Origin of the sequence: Methylomonas stagni (genome assembly GCF_050154735.1) — a bacterium.
Taxonomy (GTDB): domain Bacteria; phylum Pseudomonadota; class Gammaproteobacteria; order Methylococcales; family Methylomonadaceae; genus Methylomonas; species Methylomonas koyamae_A.
Map to the genome: position 1 here is coordinate 3,445,704 of NZ_CP189557.1, position 25,312 is coordinate 3,471,015.

Here is a 25,312-nt window from a genome sequence, read left to right on the forward strand (position 1 = left end):
TCACGAGACAAACCGTCATGACGAAAATCACTCATCTTTGCGTCGGGGAAGCCTTAGTCGGCGACGGCAACGAGATTGCTCATATCGACCTGATCCTGGGGCCGCGCGGCTCCGCCGCCGAAACCGCGTTCGCACTGGCATTGACCAACAACAAGGAGGGCTTTTCGACGCTGTTGGCCGTCGTCGCGCCGAATTTGATGGTCAAGCCGGCCACGATCCTGTTCAACAAAGTCACGATCAAGGGCGCTAGGCAGGCCGTGCAAATGTTCGGTCCTGCCCAGCGCGGCGTGGCAATGGCCGTGGCCGATTCGGTTGAAAACGGCACGATCCCACTCGAGCAGGCCGACGATTTGTTCATCTCGGTCGGCGTGTTCATCCATTGGGCCGCAGAGGACGACAACAAAATCGAACGCTACAACTACCAAGCAACCAAATTGGCTATCGAACGGGCGGTTTCCCACCGACCCGGCGCGGCCGAAGTGATTGGGGCCAAGGCCGGTGCCAAGCACCCCTATGCCGCGAAATGAGTCTGCCGGCGCCGGCGGGTCCGGCATCGGCAACGGGCAAGGATGCACACCCGAGAGATCCCGGATGGATTTATCCAGCGTTCGCCGAGGCAAACGCATTGACTGAAAAGGAGTTATCCAATGACGCAATTGACGACTGTATCGCAATCCCAAAATATTCAGGCCCCTAAGAAAAGCAAACGGCCCGCTAAACCGGAATCCGATTTTATCGAGCTATTTCCGCTGCCGAAATATTTTCAGACCCACTTCCAGCACATACACGAAAACAACCAATCCCTGCATCAGGAAATTCGCGCGCTGAATCGGCATTTGGCGCGTCTGGAAGCCAAAATGGATCTGGCCTTGCAAACCGGCTGGGAAACGCGTTGCGAAAACTGTCCCAAGCGTAATTAAAGCGAGACCATAGCGCGGGGCGCGGGGTTTTACCCAAAGCCGCCGACGCTTGCGGTCATCGTCGCGAATGGATGCGTCCGCTGGCTTGCCGGCGGGTACGGGATTTTGCGCGTCCGTGTAAGCCGGAACAACCGCCAGCCTAAGCCCACGGGCACTCCTGGGCGGAATCGCTGTGGTTTCCACGAAGCGCTTGGATGCGGGCGCGCCAGCTCAAGGCAAGCCTCCGGGCGCTGCTTGCCTATCGAGACGAGTCAAGCGACCGCGCGTCGGCCGGGCTATCGATGGTGCCGCTCAAGGTGTTTAGAAAGGCGGCCAGTTGGCGTATTTCGGCGGGTTTCAGATGTAAGGGTTTGATCTCGCTGCGCCCCGCCGGGCGGCGGGCGCCCGGTTATAGTGGCCGATCACCGCTTCCAGGCTGGCGAATTGTCCGGCATGCATATAGGGCGGACGCTGCGCGACGTTGCGCAAACTGGGCGGCTTATAGGCCCGCAACAGGCGTCGCTCACCCTTGTTGATGAAGTTCAACTCTCGGCATTGTTCCGGACTGGCATCGCTGTAACCGCCGAGGCAATTGAATTCGTCGGCGACGACCTGTTCCGCGCCGGCCAGGCGCCCCAAATCCTTGGGCAAACCGGGGCGGGCCGGCACGCCGGTATTGTGAAAATCCAGATCGGTGAACAATGGCCCGCGATGACATTCGACACAATGGGCCTTGCCGATGAACAGTTTCAGTCCGGCGATCTCTTCCGAGCTCAACGAGTTTTCCGGCGTGGCCGGAGCCTGTTCCCCCAAGGCCCGCACATAGGCGTCGAACCGGCTTTCGTTCCACGCGATGCGCCGCTCGAAAGCCGCGATGGCTTTGCCGACATTGGCGAAAACCCGATTGACTGCGTCGCGCGCCGAATCGTCGAGCCCGATCCAAGCACGCCGAGCTCGCTTGTCGCCCAGCGGACCGGCGTTATCCGGCAGCGCCGACAGATCGGGCGGCTCTCCGAACACGGCGCGATATTCGGACAGGTAATGCGCCAACACCCATTTGGCGCAACCGCCGCGGGTCAGATTGTGTTCGTTGGGGTTTTCCAGCGGACCGAGCGCCTGCGCCCATTGGCTGTCCTTGCGACCGTCCCAAAACAGCCACGGGCTGTAAGCCATGCCCGCTAGCGGCATCGCGCGACGGTTGGTTCGGCCGACGCCTTTCGCCAGATCTCGCCCGTCCTGGAAATCCCGGTCCGGATCGTGACAACTGGCGCAAGCGACTTTGCCGTTCGAACTGAGCCCTTGGTCGAAAAACCAGCGCCGCCCCAACACCGCGGCCGCCGGGTCGTCGGCGAAGCGGTTGGACGGATCGGCCGGCAACGGCGGCAGACTGGACAGCGCTAGCGAGCGCAGCGTGGTCAGTTCGCTATCGGACCATAGTCCGGAATCGATCGCCCCAGCATTGGTCGCGCTCAACACCAGGAGCAGAGTCCAACCGCCCGCCAAGCGCTTGGCCGAACAAGTCTGCCGTTGCCGGGTAAGCGGTTCGTTTCTAGGAATGTCTACGGCACCGGGCTTATCGTCCCGGCCGATCGCTGGGGCGAGCTCGGGTTTGAACGGGGCGCTCATTTGACCGGGACCTCGAAGATCACCCAGTCGCGCCGGTTTTTCCGCCAAAAATCGAAGCGTACCCACCAAACGCCGCTCATTTGAAATTTCATGCCGGCGATTCGGTAGTCGCCGTTGCCGAGATACGCGGTCGCCCTGGGTTGAGTCGGCAGGCCGTGCGCATGTCCCGGCATGTGGGCGGAAACGGTGATGATCAGGTTATCCGCCGGACGTCGGTCGGCGGTCTCCACATGCAATAGCCACTCGTGTATCAAATCGGTCGTCACTTCCGGGGCCAAGCTTTGCCAACTCACCCGGTACAGGCCTTTGTCGCTGAGGTGGGCGTCGGTCGCCGAAGAGGAGGAAATGCTCAGGGCCAAGACCATGCCCAACGCGATACGCAGGTATCTCAAATTATCCATTAGTGGCGCAAGTGTTAGAATTGCAGGCAGATGAACAATGTCTATGTTCGATTTCTAAACAATGGCACTCGTCCAACGCGCTCGATCCGGCGGTTTCCGCGAGTGTCCGGACTACTTAGAAATTTCCGTGCCAGCTTGCAATCAAACGGATTTTGTCACTGCTCAGCGATCTGCCCCCTCTTTGAAAATGAGGGATAGCGGATTATTTAAATATATTCCCCTCACTCTCTCGTTTTAAAAGGCGAAACTTGGATTAAGGCCACGTGTTATCCAGGCTAAATCATTACATCTAAACCTTAATTAAGCTTTGCGCGGTAAATTCTTGCAAACGTTGCCAGCGAATTTGTAAGTCATCTATTTCCAATAAAGATTGCTTCAAATGCGATGGCAGAGGTGCGTACATGGCAAAATAATTCATCGCTAGTTCCGGGTGGTCGTAAAGTTCCGCCTCGGAACAGCTGACAACGCCACTTTGGATCAAACTTTTCAAAACGGCTGCCCAAATAGGTAGAACTTCCCCGTTGCAAACGTTTACTTCCTCTAAATTGCCCGTTTTGGCAAGCCACAGTCCATCGGCTTGTTGATGAATTTCATCCAGACTTTGGCGTTGCTCGCCCCGTAAAGAGATAGACAGCAAGCCATTGGGCATTTGGCCAAAGTCGATGATTTTAGCGCTGGTACCGATTGAATAAAAAATTGACTCGTTCTTTGCGGGTGCATCGGCATTAACAAGCACTTCCTGTTTTTCAAAACCCTCGCGCAGCAAGCATACGGTAAAACTCGATCCACTTCGTAAACAAGCAGATATCATCTTGATATAGCGCTGTTCGAATATTTGCAGTTGTAAAGTGCATTTTGGGAATAAGGGGATATTCAGGGGAAATAGGGCTTGGTCGCCGGTTTGCAGTGATTGCATGTTATCAATCCTAATGGTTGGTTATCGCTATTCAGTTCGTGTGCTAAGCCATTAAAAATAGCGAAAACTATTTTTAGCGATTTTGATAAAACTAAGGTGATCGTCGCCCTTGAATTGATTACGTTAATCTTCCGCGCGTCCCAAATATCCCATTCCACACAGATGAACGGAATCAGTCGCGGTTTACAAGTGGATTAGAGGACTTCTCAGACAGCACAATACGCCTTCGGCGCCGGCATGCCCGGAAGCGGACTCGAACTTCGGAATGCTTGGCCGGTTTACCGGTCCAGCCATTCGGCGAACTTTCCAAAATAAAATGGCTGCCGCGCATCGAAAGATGGTCGTCGTCGTAAAAGTAAGACATATCGTCCCGCATGCCACCGCAAGAAACATCGTTACACAAATATTGATAGGCCGAGAACACCTTAACTAGATGCTGGGTCGAGTTAACGATGGAATCCACCGCCTTCCGATAATTCGCATTACGTTTGTCGAACGACGTTCTGGATACGCTGCATTCCGGACGATCTTTCGGGCTGATATGAAACGGCCGCTCGTCGACGCAATTTTTGGCCTTGACGCCAATTTCCGGCACGTCTTCGATAAACACTACTTCTTTTCCGAGTTTTAGGATCGGGTTAATCGAATCCAAATAACCGTCGATAAACTTGTGATAATTTTCCACTAATACATCGTCGGGACCGTTGATAATCCGATAAACATTTTTGGTTTCGGTATTGCCGTAACCGGAGCCTTCGATATACATCGCGCCTCGGGTAGCAAACGCAATCCGCTGTATCGACGGAAAATCACGCAACAGTTTCAGCACGATGGGCATGATGACCTTGCAACGCGTCGACTTTTCCTCGTACTGCTCGGTCGGATTGATCGTAACCAAATCGATAAACGGCAGACAGCCGTTCACCGCCACCAGCGCCAGATCGTCGGCGCCATGAGAAATGGAATCGTAGACAAACTGCGCGGCGTGGCTGTCGCCTACCACCAAGGTTTTCGGCGTGGCGCTGGTAAATCGACAGATCAAGTAATTGTAACTGGCTCCCAATTCGGCGCGGCATCGATCGTCTACCCAATCTTCCGGCGTATTGAACAGCACGGTGCCGTTCACATCGGCGAACATCTGGGTTTTACTGAGCGCGTCGGCATCCCGAAACTCCAGGCCGTTTTTCAGATATAACTGGTAGCCGACGTTTCCGATACCCAGCATCAGCAGCAATAAGGTCAAGGTCTTGGCGCCGCTGTGCTTACCCAAGCGTATCGGTTTCTCGACCAAGGCATACGTCAACCAAGCCAACACCACCGTCAATAGCACCGCGGCGATTCGGATATTGACACTGGGCTGGTCGGTTTGAATGATGTGAGCGAAGGACAGCAGCGGCCAATGCCACAGGTATAGCGGAAAGCTGATGAGACCGACCCAAACCGCTAGCCGGTTGGATAACAACTTCCGATTGACCCAAGCATTCGGTCCGGCCGAAATGATCAATACCGCGCCGAGCATCGGCAATATCGCCCATTTGCCGGGAAAGTCGGAGTCCTTGTCGATGACGCTGAACCCGTAAATCAACAGCGCGATACCGAGGAAAGACAACACGTTCGCCAGGGTTCTGCCATCCACCGGCTGGCCCTCCCGATAGACGACGGCCACCAGCCAACCGTCCAGCCTGTGTCGAACCGATGCGAAGGCGTGCTTGCGGTACAAGGCCATCCACGCCAACAAACTGCCGCACTGCAGTTCCCAAAACCGAGTTTGCGGCGAGTAAAACGTGGCGACCGAATCGTTCAATACGCCGCGAACATTCAAATAAAACGAGGCAATAGCGACGATCACCGTCACCGTAAACAAATTGAAATTTTTCCGCCACGCCAGCCACAGCAACAACGGCCAGACAATATAAAACTGTTCCTCGATACCTAAGCTCCACAAATGCAGCAGGGGCTTGGTTTCGGCGGAGCTGTCGAAATAACCGGCCTCATTCCACAACACCAGATTCGACACGAAGCCGGCACCGGCGGCGATATGCTTGCCCAACTGTTTGTACTCGTCGGCAAACAGCGCGAACCAGCCAAACGCAAAACTCGCGGCCAACACCAGAATCAGCGCCGGAAAAATACGTTTGATCCGGCGGATGTAAAACTCGCTGAAACTGAACGTACCCTTTTCCAGGTTCTGAAAAACGATCGTGGAAATTAAATAGCCGGAAATCACAAAAAAGATATCGACGCCGATGAAGCCGCCTTTTAAACCGTTCGGAAAGGCATGGAACGCAACGACCGACAGCACGGCGATGGCTCGCAAGCCATCGATATCGGGGCGATATTTCGGATGAGACAGACTAGGGTTTAAAACGTGGGACTGGGTAAAGGTCATGAAGCTCCCGGCACGCTAAAGTGGCATAAGTTCGACTTCTTGCCCGCACTATAGGTGACTGATGGAGTAAAGCAGAACGCATGTGTGGCGAGTCGCTGAATCTGGCGCCATCGCGGTTCGCCCGGAATCAAGACATCAGAATGACAACTCTGGCGGCGATCATATTGCTTCACGGCGCCGTCGTCAATCGGCCGCCCCGGCCCCGATAAGCCTTGGATTTAGGACAGCCGCGGCTATCGAAATCGGTTGATACCTCACGTCGGCGCGTGAACCCGGTATTGCCCGCGTCCGTTACGACTTATGCGGCCTCCGAGCGCGGGCTTCGGCCTTTCAAACTGCGTCGTTATCGCGCAGCCCAATTCTTAACCTCATTTCGCACCGAAAATTTATCCGATTGAACTTCTTAGGTGCCAGTTCGCATTAACACATGTTAGCGAGACCGAACGGCGCGGAAGGGATTTCCAATCTAACCGGCCCCGATCGGATCGCCGAGCTGGGAAACGAATGACCTTTAACCCTGAAGAAGAAAGATCGAATATGAAAATCGTGAATTTGGCTGTACTAATGGTTTTACTGGCGGCTACGAACGCAACCTGGGCTGCCGGAGGCGGTAACGGCGGTGGTGGAAATGGCGGGAACGGAGGCGGTGGTAACAGCGGCACCGTGGACGACAATCCCTCCGCTTCGGACCTTTACGTGCTGCAATACGGCGCGGAAAAGCAAAACGATGCCGACGCACCGGAAATCACCGAAACCGAACTGGAGACGATAAAAGTCACTCCCCCGCCGGTGCAAACGCCGGTGGATAGTGTGACCGGCAATCAATTGTTGAATGCCTGGCGGGTGCCCAACAGCGGCATCGTCGCGCAAAACGTGAGTTACATCGGCAAGGGCGACCAGGCGCGGGTCTATGCCGCCAGCGAATTCAGCAGCGTGGTGAACGCCGACGGCATCGTCCTGACCACCGGCATGGCTAACTTTGCCCATTCCAACACGTCCAGCGGGGCAACCGGCGTGACCGGAACCGGCGCGAGCTACGAAGTTTCCAAGCTCAGCAAGCAAATGACCTACGACGCCAATTCGCTGAAGTTCGACTTTACCCTGGATCCGTCAGCGTCGAGCGCCAACGGCATCACGACCCAGTTCGTGTTTGCCTCCGAGGAATACCCGGAATGGACCGGCATTTTCCGCGACGGCTTTGCGTTGGTCGTGGACGGCGTCAATTACGCACACTTCGATGCCTCGAACTTCGTGGTGCTGGACAATTGCAGCAGCAATGGCGTTTATCCGTGCGCCGACACCGTACAAAACGACAACGGCTTTCTGACGCCCAACGCCGGCGCCACCTCGGTTCCGTTCGAGTTCGACGGTTATACGGCGGTTTTGACCGTCAATGCCTTACTGAACCCAGCCCTGGCCAATCATAGTCTGGAAGCCGTCATTGCCGATTCCAACGATCCGCTTTGGGATAGCGCGGTGTTCCTATCCGGCCTGCGCTCCGCCACGGTGCCCGGCGTATTCCAAGCCAACGTGCCGACCGCCGTGCCGCTGCCGGCATCGTTGGGGTTGTTCGTATCGGGATTAGCGCTGGTGGGCGGATTGCGACGTAGACGCTAGGGAAAGCTTGAGCGTGGCCGGCGAACCAAACGGCCCGGATTCAATCCCTCTTTCAAGCTAACAGCCGCTCGCCGAGTGGCTACTCGAATGATTAGAAAAAAATCAATGCTTTAACCGCCCTTGGAATACCCCACCAAGGCCTCGAACTTAGCCAACGCGCTACCGTCCGCCAGCACCGCATAGGCCCGGCGGACGCCGGCTTCCAGCGAGTCGGTCAGATCGGCGGCGTAAATCGCGGCGCCTGCGTTTAGCGCGACAATGTCCAGCGCCGGGCCGGGACGATTATTCAGCACGGCCTTGACGATGGTCAGGCTGTCCTCGGCACAGGTGATGGCCAGACTGTCGAGCGGTGCGCGGCGCAGGCCGAAATATTCAGGGGTAATTGTGTAAGTGCCGATCGCGCCGTTGTGCAGTTCCGCGACATCGGTCGGCGCGGCGATGCTGATTTCGTCCAGGCCGTCGTGGGCATGCACGACCAACACGTGGCGGCTACCCAGGCGTTTCAACACTTCGGCCACCGGCACCAGCCATTGTTTGTCGAACACACCGATCAGCTGGTGCGGCGCATTGGCCGGATTCGACAACGGGCCGATCAGGTTGAACAGCGTGCGCACGCCCATTTCCTTGCGCGGCCCGACCGTGTGGCGCACCGCGCTATGGTGCTTCGCGGCAAACAGGAAGCCGACGCCGATGTCTTCGACGCATTGGCCGACTTGCTCGGCCGGCAGGTCCAGATTGACGCCGGCGGCTTCCAGCAAATCGGCGCTGCCGCAGCAGCTGGACACCGAACGGTTACCGTGTTTGGCGACCTTACCGCCGGCCGCCGCGACCACGAAAGCCGCCGTCGTAGAGATGTTGAAGGTATTGGCGCCGTCGCCGCCGGTGCCGCAGGTATCGATGACGTGTTTGCCCGTCACCGGCACCTTGTGCACCAACTCCCGCAGCACGCCGACCGCCGCGGCAATTTCGTCTATGGTTTCACCCTTGCAACGCAGCGCGATCAAAAAACCGGCGATTTGGGCGTCGGTCAACTTGCCGTTCATCATCGCGCGCATCGTCGCGCGCATTTCCTCGCCGTCGAGGTCGTGTTTATCCAGCAGTTTTTGCAGCGTAGCCTGAATTTGCATGGCAAGCGTCGTGGGTTGGGGCGCTTCGGAACGGCAGTCCCGGGCGGCCGGTTAAGGTAGACGGTTATGATAACAAACCGCGACGCGCCGCAAATGTCAACGTGCTTGCAGCCAGGTAGCCGCGCCCAGCCCGGCGGCGCGGCCGGTCGCCAGGCAAGCGGTCAGCAGATAGCCGCCGGTCGGCGCCTCCCAGTCCAACATTTCGCCGGCCGCGAACACCCCCGGCAAACGCCGCAGCATCAAGCCTTGGTCAAGTTCGGCAAAGTCTATGCCGCCAGCGCTGCTGATCGCCTCGGCCAGCGGTCGGGCCACGCTCAGGCGGATAGGCAGGGCTTTTGCCGCGATAGCGAGGCGGTGCGGGTCGTTGATTTCGGCGGCGCTCAAGACTTCGCGGAGCAGCGCCATTTTTACGCCGCCGAGACCCAAGCGTTTGCGCAGATGATTGCTCAAACTCATTTTGCCGCGCGCTTGCCCGGCACGCTGGCCGGCTTCCTCGACCGTTAAGCCGGGCAGTAAATCCAAATGGACGACGGCGGCGGCGTTGGCGGCGATCTGCTGGCGAATCGGCGCAGACAACGTATAGATCAAGCCGCCTTCCAAACCGTAATCCGCTATCGTCATTTCGCCAAGCCGCCGGCATTCCAGGCCGTCGTTTCCGACAAACGTCAAGGCCACCGACTTCAGCGGCTCGCCGGCAAAGCGTTCGCGGAAATAATCGCTCCAACCGGTTTCGAAGCCGCAGTTGGCGGGTTGCCACGGCGAGATGGTCACGCCGCGCTCGGCCAGGGGCTGAGTCCAGGCGCCGTCGGAACCCAACTGCGGCCAACTGGCACCGCCCAAGGCCAATACCAGTGCATCGGTTTCGATCAGTTTTTCGCCGTCCGGACTCGCAAAGCGCAGCCGCTGGTCGGTCCAACCCAGCCAGCGATGACGCATCCGGAATTTGACACCGCTGCCGCGCAGCCGATGCAGCCAGGCGCGCAGTAGCGGCGCCGCTTTCATTTCGTTGGGAAACACCCGGCCAGAACTGCCGACGAAAGTCGCAATGCCTAATTCGGCCGCCCAATGGCGCAAAATCTCCGGCGAGAAATCGTGTATAAACCCGGCCAGAGCGTGGCTCCGTGCACCGTAGCGCGATAAAAAACTTTCAAAACCTTCGACATGGGTGATGTTCAAGCCACCTTTGCCGGCCATCAGGAATTTGCGTCCGGCCGACGGCATCGCGTCGTAAACGGTAACAGCGGCACCGGCTTGAGCCAGCACTTCGGCGGCCATCAAACCGGCCGGACCGGCGCCGACGATGGCGACGGTGGGCGAGCTATCCATGGCCGGCGATCCGTTCGCCGCCAAGACTTGTCCCGACCGGTGCCGGCCTAAGCGTCCAGGGCCGGCTATTGGCACCGGCCGCCAAGCCCAGAAGTATGCGAGTTAGCATGGCGGCTGACCTATGCGGCTGACCTATCATGCGCGGAACCGAACCGATCAAGGTTGGTTGGGTTTGAGCGCACCACGCTTTTCCTGGCGTTTTTCCATATGCTCCTTGCGCATCTCGTCCATTTTCTGCATCTGTTCCGGGGTCAGCACTTCCTTGATGCGGGCGTGCGACTCTTCGTGAATCGCCCGGAATTTGGCGTGTTGCTCGGTGAAAATGGCTTCCAGCTTGGTTTTTTGCTCGGGCGTCAGTTGCAGCATTTTGCTCAAGTGCTCGAGCTTGTGGTCGGTCGGTTGACCGTAATCGTTTTCGCTGGGGTAGGCAGTCGCGGTCAGCGGCAAAATCAGCGCGGCCAGCATCAGTAGCGGTTTAATCATCGGATGTACTCTCGGAGGGTTGAATGAATGCGCGCCTTCAGGGCGGCGTCACAATGGATAAGCAAACACCGGTAAAGTTCAGGTTTTCAAACGGCCAGCGGATCGCTGGCGGCTTGGCATTCGACTTGGTGGCGGCGCGGCGGGTCGGACAATTCCAGCGCGGTCAATTGGCCGCCCCACAGACAACCGGTATCGATACCGTAGCAGTTGTAGCCCTCGTAATACCCCAGTGTGGACCAATGGCCGAAGATGATCCGCATGCCCAGACTGCGTCGGCCGGGCACCGCGAACCACGGGAGCAAATGCTCGGGCTGGCTGCCGAGCGGACCTTTCTGCGTGAAATCCAACACGCCGTCGGCGCTGCAATAACGGAGTCGGCTGAAACAATTGATCGCAAACCGCAGTTTCTCGGTGTGGCTGAGATCGTCCTGCCAGACCGCCGGCTTGTTGCCGTACATGGACCGAAAGAAGCGCTCGTAGTCCGGACTTTGCATGGCCTGCTCGGTTTCCAGCGCCATTTGCCGGGTCAGTTCGAAATCCCACTGCGGCGGCAGGCCGGCATGCAGCATGCAATAATCATCGTCGTAATGGAATAATTTACGATGGCGCAGCCAAGCTATCAATTCGTCGCAGTCGGCGGCTCGCAGAATGGCGCCCAGCGTGTCTTTCTTGCTGGACTTGCCCAGCGCCACCACGGTGGCGATCAGATGCAGATCGTGGTTGCCGAGCACGCAGATTGCCGCGTCGCCCAAACTCCTGACGAAGCGCAAGGTTTCCAGCGACTTCGGCCCCCGATTCACCAGATCGCCGGCCAACCACAGCGTATCCTTGTTCGGATCGAAGTCTACCCGGTCCAGTAGGCGGCGCAAGTCGTCGTAACACCCTTGAATATCGCCTATCGCGTAGGTCGCCATTAATGCAGAGTGCGGGGAATCGACAAGGTAAACTTAGGTATGTTCGCGTTGAAGCTTTCGCCGTTGTCGGCCTGCATCTGATATTTGCCCTGCATTACGCCGACCGGGGTTTCGATCATCGCCGCGCTGGTGTAGCGGAACGAATCGCCGGGGTTCAAATGCGGATGCTCGCCGACCACGCCTTCGCCGTTGACTTCCTGCACCTTGCCGTTGGCGTCGGTAATCAGCCAATGCCGGGTCAGCAACTTGGCGGCGCTGGAACCGACGTTGGTAATCGTCACGGTATAGGCGAACACATAGCGGTTGTCTTCGGGCGAAGATTGCGCCTCGATGTAGTAAGGCTGGGCCTCAACTAAAACTTTGTTTTTTTCGCTCATTGATAGATGATGTAAATCGTTATGCCGGTTATTTCAACCCAACTGATAAGCAAACGCAAGCAAGCAATCCGAATGTTCACGACCCGATTCGCGGCGCTGGCGCTGCTGACGATTTCAGTTACCGCTGGCGCCGAGGGCGGCAAGGAGCTGTTCGCGGCGGCGGCGGCCGGCAAGCCGGAGCGAGTCGAGGCTTTGCTGGCTCAAGGCGAGGATGTCAACGCCAAGATCGAACAGGACAGAACCGCGCTGATGGCGGCCAGTTTCAACGGCAATCTGCGGGTGGTCAAAGCGCTTTTGGCCTACGGCGCCGACGTGAATGCCGCCGATAAAACCGGCGCCACCGCGCTCGGCGACGCGGTGATGTTCGGCAGCGCCGACGTGGTCGGCGTGTTGATCGCGGCCGGCGCCAACGTCAATGCCGCCGACGGCCAGAATGTCAAAATCCTCGACAAAGCCAAGAAGACGGGCCGCGAGACCATCGTCAAGTTGCTGGAAGCGGCAGGCGCCAAAGGCACAGAAACCAAATCCGAAACCGAAGCCAAACCAGAAGGCGAAGCTAAGCCCGAAGGCGAGGCCCCCAAGGAAGCAGGCAAATAAACCAGCCACATGACCAACGATAAACCTTTGCATATCCACATCCTCGGCATCTGCGGCACTTTCATGGGCGGTCTGGCCCTGATCGCCCGCGAACTCGGCTACAGCGTCAGCGGCTCGGACCAAAACGTCTATCCGCCGATGAGCACCCAGCTCGAACAACAAGGCATTCGCTTGATGAACGGCTATAAGGCCGAAAATCTGGACGTCAAGCCGGATCTGGTCGTGATCGGCAACGCGATGTCGCGCGGCAACCCCGAGGTGGAAGCCGTGTTGAATCTGGGCCTGCCCTATATCTCCGGCCCGCAATGGCTGGCCGAACACGTGCTGCAACACAAATGGGTGTTGGCGGTGGCCGGCACCCACGGCAAAACCACCACCACCAGCATGTTGAGCTGGATCCTGGAATTCAACGGCTTCAAGCCCGGCTTTTTGATCGGCGGCATTCCGCTGAATTTCGGCATCTCGGCACGGCTGGGCAAGTCGGATTTCTTTGTCATCGAAGCCGACGAATACGATTGCGCGTTCTTTGATAAACGCTCCAAGTTCGTCCACTACCGGCCGCGCACCGCGATTCTGAACAACCTGGAATACGACCACGCCGACATCTTCGAAAATCTGGACGCGATCAAAAAGCAATTCCACCATCTGGTCAGAACCATCCCCGGCCAGGGTTTGATCATCGCGCCGGACTGCGAGCAGCATGTCGCCGAAGTACTGGCAATGGGCTGCTGGACGCCGGTGCAACTGACCGCCATCGACGCCCCGGCGCCGTGGCAAGCCGAATTGCTGAGCAAAGACGGCAGCCGCTTCGCGGTGCATTTCGAAGGCCAAGCCCAAGGCGTCGTCGAATGGCCGCTGACCGGCCGACACAACGTCTACAACGCCTTGTCGGCGATTGCCGCCGCTCGTCACGTCGGCGTACTGCCGGCCGACGCGATTGCCGCGTTGGCCCAATTCCAGAACGTCAAGCGGCGGATGGAAGTCATTGTCAAGAAAGCCGGCATCACCGTCTACGACGATTTCGCCCACCACCCGACCGCGATCCAAACCACGCTGGACGGCCTGCGCAAACAAGTCGGCAACGAAAAAATCCTGGCCATCGTCGAACCCCGCTCCAATACGATGCGTCTGGGCGTACATACCCAGTCGCTGGCCGAATCGCTGAGCCAGGCTGACCAGGCCATCATCTTTCAGCCGGACGGACTGGGCTGGGATTTAAGCCAATTGCTGAGATACGCCAACAACATCGAGATTTGCAACAGCCTGGATACCATCATCGAAACCATCCGCGCCGAAGCCGGCAGCGTTTGCCACGTCTTGTTGATGAGCAACGGCAGTTTCGGCGGCATCTACCAACGCTTGCGCGAGATTTTGTAAGCTGCGATGAGCCACCGCGTCGAAATCCGTTACTGCACCCAATGCCGTTGGCTGCTGCGCGCGGCCTGGATGGCGCAGGAACTGCTGAGCACTTTCGACGGCGATCTGGCCGAGCTGGCCTTGCAGCCCGGCACCGGCGGCATTTTCGAGGTCTATGCCGACGGCGTACTGGTCTGGTCGCGCAAGGCCGAGGGTCGCTTCCCGGACATCACCGAGCTTAAGCAACGCGTCCGCGATCAAATCGCCCCGGAGCGCGATCTGGGCCACGCCGACCGCAAGCCGCCGCCGACCTAATCCGCGCGCGGCCGGCCCCACCGCAAATAGCGACCTATACTTGGCGCAACTGTTTGTTCCCACGGTTAGCCGATGACGCCCGACGACGACCTGACCCGCCTTCTCCCGCAAGACGATTTAACGGTGCTGAAACCGCGGCCTTACCCGCGTCCGTTGCCCGACACTCGCGCGAACGACGAGGCTTACGGCGGCGGCTATTCGTTGCGCGGTGCGGTCGGTGCCGGCGGCGTCGGCCAGGTGCTGCTCGGTTTCGACGAGCGTATCGGCCGGGAAGTCGCGATCAAGGAAATGCTGGATCAGGCCGCCAACGAAGACCGCGAACTCAGCACCCGCTTTCTGCGCGAGGCACGCATCACCGGCCGGCTGGAGCATCCAGGCATCGTGCCGGTCTACGACTTGGGTGTTAAGCCCAGCGGCGCGCCTTACTACGTCATGCGACTGGTACGCGGCGACACCTTGGCCCAGGCGCTGAAGGAGTGCAACGCCGATCCGTTGCCCGAACATGCGCTGTCCAAGCGTTTGGCCCTATTGGACCGCCTGATCGACGTTTGCGAGGCGATGGCTTACGCGCATTCCAAAGGCGTGGTCCACCGCGATTTGAAGCCCGGCAACGTGGTGCTGGGTCAATTTGGCGAGACCATCGTGCTGGACTGGGGCTTGGCCAAGGTCGAAAGCGAGACGGAGTCGGCGGCGGCGCCGTTACCGCGCGCCGGCCGCTCGAACGCTGATGACGACGAAGACCTGACCCGGCTCGGCGACATCTTGGGCACACCGGCCTACATGGCGCCGGAGCAAGCCGACCCGCGTTTCGGCGGTATCGATGCCCGCACCGACGTGTTCGCGCTGGGCTGCATGCTATTTTATTTGCTGAACGGCCGGCCTCCTCTACAAGGCGGCATGGACCGGATTCTAGCCGAGTTGGCTTCCGACCAGGCCATGCCGACCGCGCGGAATCCGAATTTGGCGGCTCCGGTCGAACTGGTGGCGATCTGCGATCACGCGTTGGCCAAGGACAAGGCCAAGCGATTCAAGGATGCCGGCGCGTTCGCCGACGAATTGCGGGCATTTCGCGACGGGCGTCTCGTCAATGCCTACGCCTATACCCGCGCCGAACTGCTGAAGCGTTTTATTGCCCGTAACAAGGTGTTGTTGCTGGCAACAGCTGCGGTCATGGCGTCTATCGTGATCGGCGCCGGCTTGGCATTGAGATTCGGTATCGAAGCCAAGCAAGCCCACAAACTGGCAGTCGCCGAGGGCGAACAGGCCAAGCAACAGTTTCAACGCGCCGAGCAGGCGCTGGCCGACGTAACCCGCATTTCCAACACCAATCTAACCGTCGCCAGCCGGATTGCCTATCGTATCGGCGGCGAATTCGCAAATTTGCTGAACGGCTTAGTTCAGGCCGCGACTCAATTTCGGACCGCTGCCGACCTGGTTGGCGCCACGCCGCGCTTGGAAAAACTGACCACGGAGCTACCGCGTCTGGAAAGTGCCGCCACCACCCGGGCGCCCGGCACCCTCCTGGCCGTGGCGCCGGCCCGCTACCGGCACGCGATCGGCGCCGACACTTCTCAGCTGGAACATAACCGAATGGCCTTGCAAAGCGGCGAGCCGGTGCTGAGCCAGGTGCATGCGGCACCGGAAGGTTATCAGGCTGTCACGCTGGTCGCGCCGGTCAAGGCCGGCAATGCGACGATCGGCTTCGTCTCCGGCCGTATCAAGGCCGCCGAATTTCTAGGCGGCTTGCTGCAAGCGGAGTTGCAAGACAGCCGCCGAACCATTTGGATCATCCAGGATGACGGGTTGATTTTGTTCGATACCGAAACAAACGAAATCGGGCTAAATCTGTTTCGGGAGGAACGGTATGCCCAACTCCCTGAGCTGCGCCAATTGGCCGAAGAAATTGCCGGGCAACGGGGCGGGGTGGGGTATTATGAAAATTCGGCGGCGTATAGCGGCCGGCGCATCGCCTCTTGGGTCAGTCTAAATCCGGTAGCGAACCGGGAATGGAAAGTGGTGGTGCTGGAAGCTTGGTAACACATTTTCGAAGGCCGGCCTCGGGCCGGCGCGTACACACTGGATAGGAGAATAGCCATGTTTGTTGCCGTATATCGTTGGCGGGTGAAACCGGGATACGAAGCGAAATTTCGCGAGGGCTGGCTGAAGGTGACCGACGCCGTCTATCAAATGTACGGCAGTCTCGGATCGCGGTTGCACCGCGATGCCGACGGCAGTTGGGTAGCCTACGCGCAATGGCCGGACGAAGCGGCTTGGCGCGAGGCCTGGCAATCGCAGCGACCGATCGCCGATCCGGAAGGCTATGCGATGTTGAAGGACAGCGTAGAGACTTGCTACGAACTGGCCGAGCCGGTGATGAAACTGACCGTGTTGGAAGACAGACTGAAGTCGCAACCGTATTCCAACTACGAAGTCACACCCTGACCCGTAGCGGCGACGGCGGTTCGGTCCGGCATCCGGGGCCGAGAACGCAAATGCCGATCGTCAGCGAAATCTGTTAACGGTAAATCGTCGGCGTCGCACAGCGCGAACCGCCGCGCCGGCGGGTTTCTGCTATTATCCAAGCAATAACCGCCCGAAACCGCGCCGGGCGGTGAACTTTTGCGGGCCAGCGCCTTGGCGCGCGCCGCGCGGAACCCCTGGCATTGGATACGGCATGGAAAAACTCGAATTCGGCGTGAGCGACGACGACAGGAAAAATCTACTCCACTTCGTCGATACCTTACAAAAGCTGCTCGGCGACTTGATCGGCGCGGACCAGTATTTTTTGCCCAAATTCCGCGACGATTACAAACGGGCGTGGCGCGAACTGGACCCTCACTTTTACGCATTGAAAGACGCGATTCAACGCGCCGACACCAACGCCTTGTTGACGCACGGTTTGCTCGGCAGTCCGCTGCATTTGAAGCTGAAAGTCATCAATCATTTCACCGAGGAGTTCATGCTCTACGGCATCGAACTGGTCGGCGGCCATAAAATCCTGGAAAAGCTGCTCGGCGCGGTGAACCGCCTGTTGGCGACCGTCGTGGATACGGTGGGAACCGGTTCCCCAATCCATACCTTCAACGAACTGTTGATTTCGATCATTCAGGACGACAGCTAGCAAAGCCTTGCAATCGGGCCGTTCCGGCCCGATTGCAAGAGCCAAGAGCCCGGCGAATTTACCGTCCAGACGCCCGGCGGTTGCGGCGCAACCCCATCAAGCCCAGCATCGAACCGAACAACCAAGCCGCGTTTGGCAGGGGTACGACCTGTACGCCAACGTTGAAGGTGTCCGGGGCAAAATCGGAAATCTGGGTGAAGCCGGCGGCAACCGCGCCGTCGCGCGGCCACAGGTTCCAGGTAAAACTTTCCGGCGCGAAACCGGTCGACGGCAACAGACCCGATGCAATCTCGGCAACCATATGATTACCGGTGATCGTCACCGAGCCCGGAGCGAGGTTCGTCGTGCTGAACGACGGCGCGATCAAGGTTACCAAGCCGGTGCCGTCGTTGTTCAAGCGCACGACCGAATCGAACAAAATATTCTTCAGACCGTTAGATTCGAAAAGCGCGGTACCGCCGCCGCGATTGAAGCCCCAAATATAAAAACCGCTCGGCGACGAACCGATGTCGGCATTGAACGTACTATCCAAACGGAAAGTCGCGGTGGCCTGATCGTAACTGACCGACGCCGACACCACATCCAAGTCGCCCGCCGTACTGCCGTTGTATCCGGCGACATAATCGCCGACCGCGTCGCTGACCGCGACGGCTTGCGCCGGCTGCGCGGCGGCGATGATCGCGACGAATACCCAATGTTTCGCTGTGTTGATTCTCATACACCTATCCTCTGTTGCTGATATCCGATGGAAGCACCCGGCGGGAAACTAAGTTCCCTCCGGGTGCGATTGCGGTTTACAAGGAATATAGACCGTATAACCGAGCGGCATGGCGCAGCTACCGAATAGGGGGTGGTCGGAGCACCGATGCCGCTCGTTGGTATATCCCCGGAGCAACGCTAAGGTTCAATGCCCCTAAAAAATTTTAACGCGGTCCAACTCGCGGTCCGTTCTCCGCGACACCGATCACTGCTTCGAATTCATTCAGCGAAAACACTCATTCAAATCGACCCGATACGCTCGCCATGACGAATTGAAGCTTGAGTCGCCATCAGGAAGCGGAGCCCGTTTCTCCGAGACGACCTCAAGGTATTTCTTCACTCGACATGTTGCTTGGCGGGGACTAACTTAGCTTGCGTCTAACAGGTTGTTGAAAAAGAAACTCGGTGGAAAAAACCTTCCAATTTGTCGCTAAAAGTCATTTAGCCGCAACAAACAATCAAGGACTTACAAAATTTTATTTTGCGGAAAATGCGTTTTTGGGGACAAAAGTGGAGCAGTTTTTTAAATTTCAACAGCCTGTTAACGGCAAAAAAATCGGGACGACCAGTAGATGGGCAAAAAGATAAGTCGGACAAGTAGCTGGATGATATTTTATTTTTTTCAGACCTCTTTATTTCCCTGGCGTTCGATGTTGGTTTCAGGCAATCGATCGCATCCATCAAAAAGTAAAATGAATTTGGGCCTATGACTAACGCTGCATTCATCTTTTCCAGCACTGATTTCCCGGATAAAGACCGGGTCGACATTTGGCGCGAGATGTTTGCCAGAAAAATTGCTGGATTCGATGTCGAACACGTCGATTCGCGGCCTTTTTTCAACCAAACACGGTTTCATTCCTTCGGCCACGTGAACTTGGCGGCGCATACTAGTACCGCGGTGCGTTTTCGCCGTACTCGTGAACTCATTACCGGAGACGGGTTAGACGATTACCTAGGCCTATCGGTATGCGTAGCCGGTATCTGGGAGGTTATGCAAGGACAGCGGCGACTGTTGATCAATCGAAGCACCGCCGGCTTAGTTGATTCGACCAAAGTTCTCGACGGCGGGTTCGGACCAGACTCGCCCGAGGGATACCAGGAACTCTTGAGCTTGCGCATTTCCAGATCAGAATTGACCAAACGGGTACCGAAAGCCGAGCGCCTGGTTATGACCCCTCTTTGCAACTCGGAGGGCATAGAGTTGTTAAGAAATTACCTGCAAATGCTAGACCGGGGGGCGTCGCTCAAGATCCTAGCCTAGGCGAACTAGTGGGGGATCATATTGTCGATCTCATCGCTTTTCTTTGTAACGACGAGGTGGTTAAGGAGTCCCATTCCGGAGGGGTGCGGGCGGCCCGGCAAGCGGCCGTCATTCGATATCTGGAAAAGCACTTTAGTGAGCCAGGGCTGAATGCGGCGCAAATCGCCGGCGAATTGAGAATATCCCGGAGATATTTGTTCGATCTGCTGAATGAAACCGGAGAAAGTGTTACTCAGATTCTTAATCGACTCAGAATTGCCCGGGCATGCCGGCTGCTGGCCGACCCCAAGTTCCGCCACCTTGATATCGCGGCGATCGCCTTCCAATCCGGGTTTAACGATCTGTCTTACTTTTATCGCCAATTCCGTCAGCAATTCCAAGAGCCGCCGGGCGCCTTTCGGGCGCGGCGCGCGCTTCAAAACAACCTTGACTCCCAAACAACCGAAGCCGGTAACACCGAGAAATCCTCCTTGCACCCGCTAACCGACGGCAAGCCATCCAACTAAGTTACCGCAGATTTATTCGCAGTTCCCGCAGCGTAAGGATGCACCAATTGGCGTCGAAAAACTGAGGTCGATATTTCTGCCTGGGCGTTGATGACTAACGATGTTCATCTGCTCAGCACACCTCGAGCCGAAAATGCGGTCAGTCGTATGATGCAAACCTTGGGCAGGTAGTATGTGCGCTATTTTAATGCCTGCTATCGGCTAACCGGCATGCCCCTTTTGCCTTATTGTCGCCCAGCGTTCGGGCTAAATCCCGGTAGTATCGCCCATCAGTTCGAGCAAACGGTGCGCAGCCAGCGTAGGCGATACGCTGCCGTTTTCGACGGCGGCGCTTAAATCCGGCATCGCGGCCCGGACGCCGGGGTTTTCTCGAAAGCGTTCCTGGAGGCCGGACTCGATCAGCGCCCACATCCAGGATAACGACTGATGCCTGCGTTTAGCGACCAATTCGCCGGTTTCGCCGACGGTCTGGCGAAAGAGGCCGAGTTGTTGCCAGAAATTGCCGATACCTTCACCCAAAGCCGCACTGACTTTCAGTACCGGCGGCTGCCAGCGCGCGGCGCTTGGCCGCAGCAGTGTCAGCGCCCCTGTGATTTGGCCTGCAGTCAGGTCGGCCGCCACGGGATCGAGATCGGCCTTGTTGACAACGAAAATATCGGCCAGTTCGACGATACCTTTTTTCATCGCCTGCAGATCGTCGCCCGCGTTAGGTTGCTGTAATAGGCAGAACGCATCGGTCATGCCGGCGACCGCTGTCTCGCTCTGACCAACACCAACGGTTTCGACGATGATCACATCGAAGCCCGCCGCTTCGCAAACCAGCATGGCTTCTCGCGTCGAAGCGGCGACGCCGCCCAGCGACCCGGATGAAGGCGATGGGCGAATGAAGGCTTCGTCGCGTGCGGACAATAATTCCATCCGGGTTTTATCGCCGAGAATGGAACCGCCGGAGCGCGAGGATGACGGATCGACCGCCAGCACCGCGACCCGATGACCCTGTTCGATCAGGTGCAAGCCGAGTGCCTCGATAAACGTGGATTTACCGACGCCCGGCGTGCCGGAAATGCCGAGCCGAATCGAGTTGCCGCTGTTCGGCAGCAGGGCATGCAACAGGGTCCCTGCCCGCTGGCGATGGTCGCTACGGGTCGACTCGATCAGGGTAATCGTCTTGGCCAAGGCGCGACGCTGACCGGCGAGCACGGCACCGACCAGCGCTTGGTCTTCGCGGTTGAGTTGGAAATTCGGTAGAACCGGCATGCTGTTGGCCCCGGATCAGGATGCCGTCGGCGCTTGCGCCGCTTGGATGGCGTTTAACACATCCCGCGCGCATTGCGGAATCGGCGTGCCGGGTCCGAACACGCCCTTGGCGCCGGCGGCGAACAAAAACTCGTAGTCCTGGGCCGGAATCACGCCGCCGACGAAGACGATGACATCGCCGGCGCCCTGCCCGGCCAAAATGTCGATCAGCGCCGGCACCAACGTTTTATGGCCGGCCGCCAGCGTCGATACGCCGATCGCGTGCACGTCGTTTTCGATGGCTTGGCGGGCGACTTCTTCCGGCGTCTGAAACAGCGGCGCGATATCGACGTCGAAGCCCAGATCGGCGAAGGCGGTCGCGACGACCTTAGCGCCGCGGTCGTGACCGTCCTGGCCTAATTTGGCGATCATGATGCGCGGCCGGCGACCTTCGGCGGCCGCAAAGTTGTTGACCTGTTCCTTAAGTTGCGTCCACTCCTGATCGGCCTCGAAGGCCGCGCCGTACACGCCGGTGACGACCTGATTGCTGGCGCGATGGCGGCCCCAGACCTGTTCGAGCGCTTCGGAGATTTCGCCGACCGTGGCGCGCAGACGGGCCGCCTTGATGGCCAGGTCGAGCAGGTTGCCGTCGCCGCTTTTCGCGCAGTCGCTCAAAGCGGCCAGCGCCACCTGAACCGCTCCGGCATCGCGGCTAGCGCGAATCTCTGCCAGACGCGTCACCTGCGCGTCGCGGACCGCGTGGTTATCGACGTTCAGAATATCGATGGCGTCTTGCTGAGGTAGTTTGTATTTGTTAACGCCGACAATCACGTCTCGACCCGAATCGATATTGGCTTGCTTTTGGGTGGCGCATTTTTCGATTTGCAGCTTGGCCCAGCCCGTCTCGACCGCCTTGGTCATGCCGCCCATCGCCTGAACTTCTTCGATGATGGCCCAAGCCTTGTCTGCAATGTCCTGGGTCAGCGATTCCATCATGTACGAGCCGGCCCAGGGATCGATAACCTTGGTGATGTGGGTCTCTTCCTGGATGATCAACTGAGTGTTGCGGGCGATCCGCGCCGAGAATTCAGTGGGTAGGGCGATGGCCTCGTCGAGCGCGTTGGTATGCAGCGACTGGGTGCCGCCAAACACCGCCGCCATCGCCTCTATCGTGGTTCGCACCACATTGTTATAGGGGTCTTGCTCGGCCAGCGACCAGCCCGAGGTTTGGCTGTGAGTGCGCAGCATCATCGATTTCGGATTGCTCGGGTTGAAGGACTTCATGATCCGCCACCACAGCAGGCGCGCCGCGCGCAGCTTTGCCACTTCCAGATAGAAGTTCATGCCGATCGCGAAAAAGAAACTCAGCCGGCCGGCGAAATCGTCCACGTCCATGCCCGAGGCAATCGCGGTTTTCACGTACTCCAGGCCGTCGGCCAGCGTGAATGCCAGTTCCAAGGCTTGGGTCGCGCCGGCCTCCTGCATGTGGTACCCCGAGATCGAGATCGAGTTGAACTTGGGCATGTGCTTGGCCGTGTAGGCGATGATGTCGGCGATAATCTTCATCGACGGCGTCGGCGGGTAGATATAGGTATTGCGGACCATGAACTCCTTGAGGATGTCGTTCTGGATGGTCCCTGACAGTTGCGCCATCGACACGCCCTGCTCCTCGGCGGCGACCACGTAGCCGGCCAGCACCGGCAACACCGCACCGTTCATCGTCATCGACACCGAGACTTTGTCCAGCGGAATACCGTCGAACAGAATCTTCATGTCTTCCACCGAGTCGATCGCCACACCGGCCTTACCGACATCGCCGGTCACCCGCGGATGGTCGGAGTCGTAACCGCGATGGGTAGCCAGGTCAAAGGCCACCGAGATACCCTGGCCGCCCGCGGCCAAAGCCTTACGATAGAAGTCGTTGGATTCCTCGGCGGTCGAAAAGCCGGCGTATTGGCGGATGGTCCAGGGCCGCGCCGCGTACATCGTCGCTTGCGGGCCGCGCAAAAACGGTTCGAATCCCGGCAGGGTATCGGCGAACGGCAGGTTTTCGGTATCGGCCTTGGTATAGAGTGGCTTGACCGCGAGCCCCTCCGGCGTTGTCCAGGTCAGGTTCTCGACCGCGCCACCCGGCGCGGATTTCGCGGCCGCCTTGGCCCAGGCATCCAGGGAAGGAATCTTTACTTCGGGATAATTTTTCATCTGCTTTACTACTTCCAAGAGGTGATTGCATGCCCGGTCGGCCTGACGCTCGCGTCGAACCGGCGCCACTTTATCGATTATATTCGGTTAAAGATAGTCCGGAAAAATACAAGAAGCTGAGTTGGACGGGCCATGCTAATCCGAATTCCGAAAGCCCTGAGTGATCGACCCCGCTCGCAAGACCGGCGCTCTTGATCGCGACCCAATGCGGTTGAAGCAAGACAGGTCGAGAGGTTGTTTTAGGCCTATTCATTGAAGACGCCGCACAACAATAAGCTGCCTATCCGGTTTCATTCCATCATTAACGCGCAACGTCTACACTTGTTGAGTCTGCAAACGACTCGGTTGTGCTGAAATCGCCTTCCAAAGGCCCTGAATACCGTGCGGACGTTGACAATGTATACCGTAAGAGTCGATTTGACGGTTGACGGTAGGCTTCGTAATCTCAATGCGCTAATCCAGTGATCCATCGGTTTCCGACAGTTCCGGCACTGGCACTGACGCCTCTATAATGTTTTATTCAAATATTTTTCAATAACTTATGAAATGCGACATGATTTGATTTTGTTAACTTAACGCCATTGCCCCAGGCATTCGGAGTGCGTCGTGAAGCGGATAATTTCATTGTTTGTGTGTAGTCTGCCGATTCTATTGAGCGTGCGAACCGTTCGTGCGGACTTTTTTCCACGGAGGATGGAAAATTTCGCCTGAGCAGTTTTGGTACCTTAGGCGTTGTTTACGACAGCAGCGACATCCTGTATTTACAAACATCGACCGATCAACCGAACACCTTCGACGGCCGTTGGTCGTGGAGATCGAGCACCCAACTTGGTATTCAGGCCAGCGCCAAATTTACCGACGAATGGGATGCAATGGTGCAGTTCCTGATTAAGGACAGATCGTACAACTCATTGAACGAAAACTTATTTTGGGGCTTGCTGCGCTGGCAACCCAGCCGCAACTTCACTGTGCGCGCGGGACGCCTGGGGCTGGATGTTTATCTGCTATCCGATTACCGCAATGTCGGTTACGCCTATTTGTGGGAAAGGCCGCCGACGGAATTTTACGGCTCCTTGATTAACCAAAACTTTGATGGCGTGGACCTGGCTTGGCGCGTACCGCTGGCACAGGGTTTTTTCAAGCGAAAGCGTTTGCCGGTAGTTACTCGCATTCGTTTCCGATCTTTCAGCTCGATACCGTTTCAAAAAACACCTTGGCGCTTTCGCCGATATTCGGTGGCAAATTCAGTTACGAAGATGAGGACTGGCAGTTGTCCCTCGGCGCCACCTATACCATTTTCGATAAAAACTTCGCGGGAATCTCGCAGCTGCTCCAAGGGCTCACCGGCCCTGGAGTGAAAACCGTCTGGAGCAATGCGGCCGATTACGCCGCGCAACTCAACAAGGTTGGTAAAGGCATTGGTTTTTACTCAATAGGCGCCGCCTATAACGCCAACGAATGGAGCATTCAAAGCGAGTTTGGTTATCTCGATTCCGGCGTACCCGAAATACAAAGCCAATTCAGCGGTTACTTCAGTATTGGCCGACATATCGGCGACATTACCCCCTATCTCTTGTTCAGCATCGCCAGACCGAGCGCCGAGTCAAAAGCGGTCGTACCGCCGGAAATCTCGGGTCCGTTGCAAGACCAACTGTATGCCGCCACATCGGTAGCCATGCAAGAGTATAGGATCAATCAGGAGACCATCAGTTTGGGTGCCCGCTGGGATTTCGCGCCCAATTTGGCCGCAAAGATTCAATGGGACCACAGTCATGTCGCCGCTAACTCTTCCAGTCTTTGGCTGAACGGCAGCCGTGAGATTTCGACGCCGGATTTAGATGTCGATTTGTTTTCGCTCAGCATGAATTGGTCTTTTTAATGATG

At 57.7% G+C, this 25,312-nt stretch carries 26 protein-coding genes; 13 read left to right on the forward strand and 13 right to left on the reverse strand.

Translation table 11 applies throughout. The features are described 5' to 3' along the window. Window positions 1-17 precede the first annotated feature (17 nt). Both fae and ACP4CD_RS15840 read left to right on the forward strand, forming a co-directional pair. Window positions 18-527: a formaldehyde-activating enzyme gene (gene fae, locus ACP4CD_RS15835; RefSeq protein WP_426991600.1), complete on the forward strand. Its 510-nt coding sequence runs from the start codon at window positions 18-20 to the stop codon at window positions 525-527. A 120-nt stretch (window positions 528-647) separates the two neighbouring features. Next, window positions 648-920, forward strand: a complete 273-nt coding sequence (locus ACP4CD_RS15840; protein ID WP_064026342.1) for a hypothetical protein — start codon at window positions 648-650, stop codon at window positions 918-920. Window positions 921-1,256: 336 nt separating this feature from the next. Here the strand turns inward: ACP4CD_RS15840 and ACP4CD_RS15845 are convergent, their stop codons facing one another. The 4 genes from ACP4CD_RS15845 to ACP4CD_RS15860 form a co-directional block, all read right to left on the reverse strand. Continuing rightward, the gene (locus ACP4CD_RS15845; RefSeq protein WP_426991602.1) at window positions 1,257-2,525 is read right to left on the reverse strand and encodes a cytochrome-c peroxidase; all 1,269 of its coding nucleotides are present in this window, start codon (window positions 2,523-2,525) and stop codon (window positions 1,257-1,259) included. Beyond that, on the reverse strand, window positions 2,522-2,926 hold the full coding sequence (locus tag ACP4CD_RS15850) for a FixH family protein (protein WP_168030214.1): 405 nt from the start codon (window positions 2,924-2,926) through the stop codon (window positions 2,522-2,524). Before ACP4CD_RS15850 ends, ACP4CD_RS15845 begins: the two co-directional genes overlap by 4 nt. A gap of 289 nt (window positions 2,927-3,215) precedes the next feature. After that, window positions 3,216-3,842: an LON peptidase substrate-binding domain-containing protein gene (locus tag ACP4CD_RS15855; RefSeq protein WP_281021997.1), complete on the reverse strand. Its 627-nt coding sequence runs from the start codon at window positions 3,840-3,842 to the stop codon at window positions 3,216-3,218. A 172-nt stretch (window positions 3,843-4,014) separates the two neighbouring features. Continuing rightward, on the reverse strand, window positions 4,015-6,231 hold the full coding sequence (locus ACP4CD_RS15860) for an acyltransferase family protein (RefSeq protein ID WP_426991603.1): 2,217 nt from the start codon (window positions 6,229-6,231) through the stop codon (window positions 4,015-4,017). A gap of 663 nt (window positions 6,232-6,894) precedes the next feature. On the opposite strand from ACP4CD_RS15860, the gene ACP4CD_RS15865 reads away from it, so the two are divergent. Next, complete coding sequence (locus ACP4CD_RS15865; RefSeq protein WP_426991604.1) at window positions 6,895-7,848, forward strand: choice-of-anchor L domain-containing protein; 954 nt, start codon at window positions 6,895-6,897, stop codon at window positions 7,846-7,848. 110 nt (window positions 7,849-7,958) lie between these two features. On the opposite strand, the gene trpD is transcribed toward ACP4CD_RS15865, so the two are convergent. From trpD to apaG, 5 genes are all read right to left on the reverse strand, one after another. Next, complete coding sequence (gene trpD / locus ACP4CD_RS15870) at window positions 7,959-8,975, reverse strand: anthranilate phosphoribosyltransferase (protein WP_426991605.1); 1,017 nt, start codon at window positions 8,973-8,975, stop codon at window positions 7,959-7,961. 96 nt (window positions 8,976-9,071) lie between these two features. After that, complete coding sequence (locus ACP4CD_RS15875) at window positions 9,072-10,301, reverse strand: NAD(P)/FAD-dependent oxidoreductase (protein ID WP_426991606.1); 1,230 nt, start codon at window positions 10,299-10,301, stop codon at window positions 9,072-9,074. Between the two features lie 156 nt (window positions 10,302-10,457). Further along, a complete protein-coding gene (locus ACP4CD_RS15880) occupies window positions 10,458-10,784 on the reverse strand; it encodes a periplasmic heavy metal sensor (protein ID WP_064026356.1) in 327 nt (108 codons plus the stop codon). Window positions 10,785-10,870: 86 nt separating this feature from the next. Beyond that, window positions 10,871-11,698: a symmetrical bis(5'-nucleosyl)-tetraphosphatase gene (locus tag ACP4CD_RS15885; protein WP_071160178.1), complete on the reverse strand. Its 828-nt coding sequence runs from the start codon at window positions 11,696-11,698 to the stop codon at window positions 10,871-10,873. After that, a complete protein-coding gene (apaG, locus tag ACP4CD_RS15890) occupies window positions 11,698-12,075 on the reverse strand; it encodes a Co2+/Mg2+ efflux protein ApaG (protein ID WP_064026361.1) in 378 nt (125 codons plus the stop codon). The genes ACP4CD_RS15885 and apaG overlap by 1 nt, the downstream gene beginning before the upstream one ends. A gap of 72 nt (window positions 12,076-12,147) precedes the next feature. On the opposite strand from apaG, the gene ACP4CD_RS15895 reads away from it, so the two are divergent. From ACP4CD_RS15895 to ACP4CD_RS15920, 6 genes are all read left to right on the forward strand, one after another. Continuing rightward, on the forward strand, window positions 12,148-12,672 hold the full coding sequence (locus ACP4CD_RS15895; protein WP_426991607.1) for an ankyrin repeat domain-containing protein: 525 nt from the start codon (window positions 12,148-12,150) through the stop codon (window positions 12,670-12,672). A gap of 27 nt (window positions 12,673-12,699) precedes the next feature. Further along, entirely contained in the window at window positions 12,700-14,049 is a 1,350-nt protein-coding gene (gene mpl, locus ACP4CD_RS15900; protein WP_426994694.1) for a UDP-N-acetylmuramate:L-alanyl-gamma-D-glutamyl-meso-diaminopimelate ligase, read from the forward strand. A 6-nt stretch (window positions 14,050-14,055) separates the two neighbouring features. Beyond that, window positions 14,056-14,343: a SelT/SelW/SelH family protein gene (locus ACP4CD_RS15905; protein WP_064026363.1), complete on the forward strand. Its 288-nt coding sequence runs from the start codon at window positions 14,056-14,058 to the stop codon at window positions 14,341-14,343. A gap of 72 nt (window positions 14,344-14,415) precedes the next feature. Beyond that, a complete protein-coding gene (locus tag ACP4CD_RS15910; RefSeq protein ID WP_426991608.1) occupies window positions 14,416-16,380 on the forward strand; it encodes a serine/threonine protein kinase in 1,965 nt (654 codons plus the stop codon). A 57-nt stretch (window positions 16,381-16,437) separates the two neighbouring features. Then, complete coding sequence (locus tag ACP4CD_RS15915) at window positions 16,438-16,785, forward strand: antibiotic biosynthesis monooxygenase family protein (protein WP_071160172.1); 348 nt, start codon at window positions 16,438-16,440, stop codon at window positions 16,783-16,785. Window positions 16,786-17,017: 232 nt separating this feature from the next. Then, window positions 17,018-17,464: a hypothetical protein gene (locus ACP4CD_RS15920; RefSeq protein WP_071160170.1), complete on the forward strand. Its 447-nt coding sequence runs from the start codon at window positions 17,018-17,020 to the stop codon at window positions 17,462-17,464. Window positions 17,465-17,522: 58 nt separating this feature from the next. Here ACP4CD_RS15920 and ACP4CD_RS15925 read toward each other — a convergent pair whose 3' ends face one another. Further along, complete coding sequence (locus ACP4CD_RS15925; protein WP_426991610.1) at window positions 17,523-18,182, reverse strand: hypothetical protein; 660 nt, start codon at window positions 18,180-18,182, stop codon at window positions 17,523-17,525. 446 nt (window positions 18,183-18,628) lie between these two features. On the opposite strand from ACP4CD_RS15925, the gene ACP4CD_RS15930 reads away from it, so the two are divergent. Continuing rightward, window positions 18,629-18,811, forward strand: coding sequence for a hypothetical protein (locus ACP4CD_RS15930; protein ID WP_281021988.1), 183 nt, complete (start codon window positions 18,629-18,631; stop codon window positions 18,809-18,811). 34 nt (window positions 18,812-18,845) lie between these two features. Here ACP4CD_RS15930 and ACP4CD_RS15935 read toward each other — a convergent pair whose 3' ends face one another. Further along, window positions 18,846-19,109 carry a hypothetical protein gene (locus ACP4CD_RS15935; protein WP_426994727.1) on the reverse strand — a complete coding sequence of 88 codons (264 nt, stop codon included), beginning with the start codon at window positions 19,107-19,109 and terminating at the stop codon, window positions 18,846-18,848. On the opposite strand from ACP4CD_RS15935, the gene ACP4CD_RS15940 reads away from it, so the two are divergent. Continuing rightward, on the forward strand, window positions 19,002-19,484 hold the full coding sequence (locus ACP4CD_RS15940; protein ID WP_426994695.1) for a hypothetical protein: 483 nt from the start codon (window positions 19,002-19,004) through the stop codon (window positions 19,482-19,484). The genes ACP4CD_RS15935 and ACP4CD_RS15940 overlap by 108 nt on opposite strands. Before the next feature lie 8 nt (window positions 19,485-19,492). Beyond that, on the forward strand, window positions 19,493-19,990 hold the full coding sequence (locus tag ACP4CD_RS15945; protein ID WP_426991611.1) for a helix-turn-helix transcriptional regulator: 498 nt from the start codon (window positions 19,493-19,495) through the stop codon (window positions 19,988-19,990). 246 nt (window positions 19,991-20,236) lie between these two features. Here ACP4CD_RS15945 and meaB read toward each other — a convergent pair whose 3' ends face one another. Next, window positions 20,237-21,247 carry a methylmalonyl Co-A mutase-associated GTPase MeaB gene (gene meaB, locus ACP4CD_RS15950; protein WP_426991612.1) on the reverse strand — a complete coding sequence of 337 codons (1,011 nt, stop codon included), beginning with the start codon at window positions 21,245-21,247 and terminating at the stop codon, window positions 20,237-20,239. Between the two features lie 15 nt (window positions 21,248-21,262). After that, window positions 21,263-23,428: a methylmalonyl-CoA mutase gene (gene scpA / locus ACP4CD_RS15955; RefSeq protein WP_426991613.1), complete on the reverse strand. Its 2,166-nt coding sequence runs from the start codon at window positions 23,426-23,428 to the stop codon at window positions 21,263-21,265. A 1,108-nt stretch (window positions 23,429-24,536) separates the two neighbouring features. Between scpA and ACP4CD_RS15960 the strand changes: the two genes are divergently transcribed. Then, entirely contained in the window at window positions 24,537-25,307 is a 771-nt protein-coding gene (locus tag ACP4CD_RS15960; RefSeq protein ID WP_426991614.1) for a hypothetical protein, read from the forward strand. The last annotated feature ends 5 nt before the right edge of the window (window positions 25,308-25,312 follow it).

Bases quoted from the DNA above. Each gene is read 5' to 3' on its own strand.
- fae (WP_426991600.1), top strand. From the start codon at position 18: ATGACGAAAATCACTCATCTTTGCGTCGGGGAAGCCTTAGTCGGCGAC.
- ACP4CD_RS15840 (WP_064026342.1), top strand. From the start codon at position 648: ATGACGCAATTGACGACTGTATCGCAATCCCAAAATATTCAGGCCCCT.
- ACP4CD_RS15845 (WP_426991602.1), bottom strand. From the start codon at position 2,525: ATGAGCGCCCCGTTCAAACCCGAGCTCGCCCCAGCGATCGGCCGGGAC.
- ACP4CD_RS15850 (WP_168030214.1), bottom strand. From the start codon at position 2,926: ATGGATAATTTGAGATACCTGCGTATCGCGTTGGGCATGGTCTTGGCC.
- ACP4CD_RS15855 (WP_281021997.1), bottom strand. From the start codon at position 3,842: ATGCAATCACTGCAAACCGGCGACCAAGCCCTATTTCCCCTGAATATC.
- ACP4CD_RS15860 (WP_426991603.1), bottom strand. From the start codon at position 6,231: ATGACCTTTACCCAGTCCCACGTTTTAAACCCTAGTCTGTCTCATCCG.
- trpD (WP_426991605.1), bottom strand. From the start codon at position 8,975: ATGCAAATTCAGGCTACGCTGCAAAAACTGCTGGATAAACACGACCTC.
- ACP4CD_RS15875 (WP_426991606.1), bottom strand. From the start codon at position 10,301: ATGGATAGCTCGCCCACCGTCGCCATCGTCGGCGCCGGTCCGGCCGGT.
- ACP4CD_RS15880 (WP_064026356.1), bottom strand. From the start codon at position 10,784: ATGATTAAACCGCTACTGATGCTGGCCGCGCTGATTTTGCCGCTGACC.
- ACP4CD_RS15885 (WP_071160178.1), bottom strand. From the start codon at position 11,698: ATGGCGACCTACGCGATAGGCGATATTCAAGGGTGTTACGACGACTTG.
- apaG (WP_064026361.1), bottom strand. From the start codon at position 12,075: ATGAGCGAAAAAAACAAAGTTTTAGTTGAGGCCCAGCCTTACTACATC.
- ACP4CD_RS15895 (WP_426991607.1), top strand. From the start codon at position 12,148: ATGTTCACGACCCGATTCGCGGCGCTGGCGCTGCTGACGATTTCAGTT.
- ACP4CD_RS15905 (WP_064026363.1), top strand. From the start codon at position 14,056: ATGAGCCACCGCGTCGAAATCCGTTACTGCACCCAATGCCGTTGGCTG.
- ACP4CD_RS15910 (WP_426991608.1), top strand. From the start codon at position 14,416: ATGACGCCCGACGACGACCTGACCCGCCTTCTCCCGCAAGACGATTTA.
- ACP4CD_RS15915 (WP_071160172.1), top strand. From the start codon at position 16,438: ATGTTTGTTGCCGTATATCGTTGGCGGGTGAAACCGGGATACGAAGCG.
- ACP4CD_RS15920 (WP_071160170.1), top strand. From the start codon at position 17,018: ATGGAAAAACTCGAATTCGGCGTGAGCGACGACGACAGGAAAAATCTA.
- ACP4CD_RS15925 (WP_426991610.1), bottom strand. From the start codon at position 18,182: ATGAGAATCAACACAGCGAAACATTGGGTATTCGTCGCGATCATCGCC.
- ACP4CD_RS15940 (WP_426994695.1), top strand. From the start codon at position 19,002: ATGTTTGCCAGAAAAATTGCTGGATTCGATGTCGAACACGTCGATTCG.
- ACP4CD_RS15935 (WP_426994727.1), bottom strand. From the start codon at position 19,109: ATGCGCCGCCAAGTTCACGTGGCCGAAGGAATGAAACCGTGTTTGGTT.
- meaB (WP_426991612.1), bottom strand. From the start codon at position 21,247: ATGCCGGTTCTACCGAATTTCCAACTCAACCGCGAAGACCAAGCGCTG.
- scpA (WP_426991613.1), bottom strand. From the start codon at position 23,428: ATGAAAAATTATCCCGAAGTAAAGATTCCTTCCCTGGATGCCTGGGCC.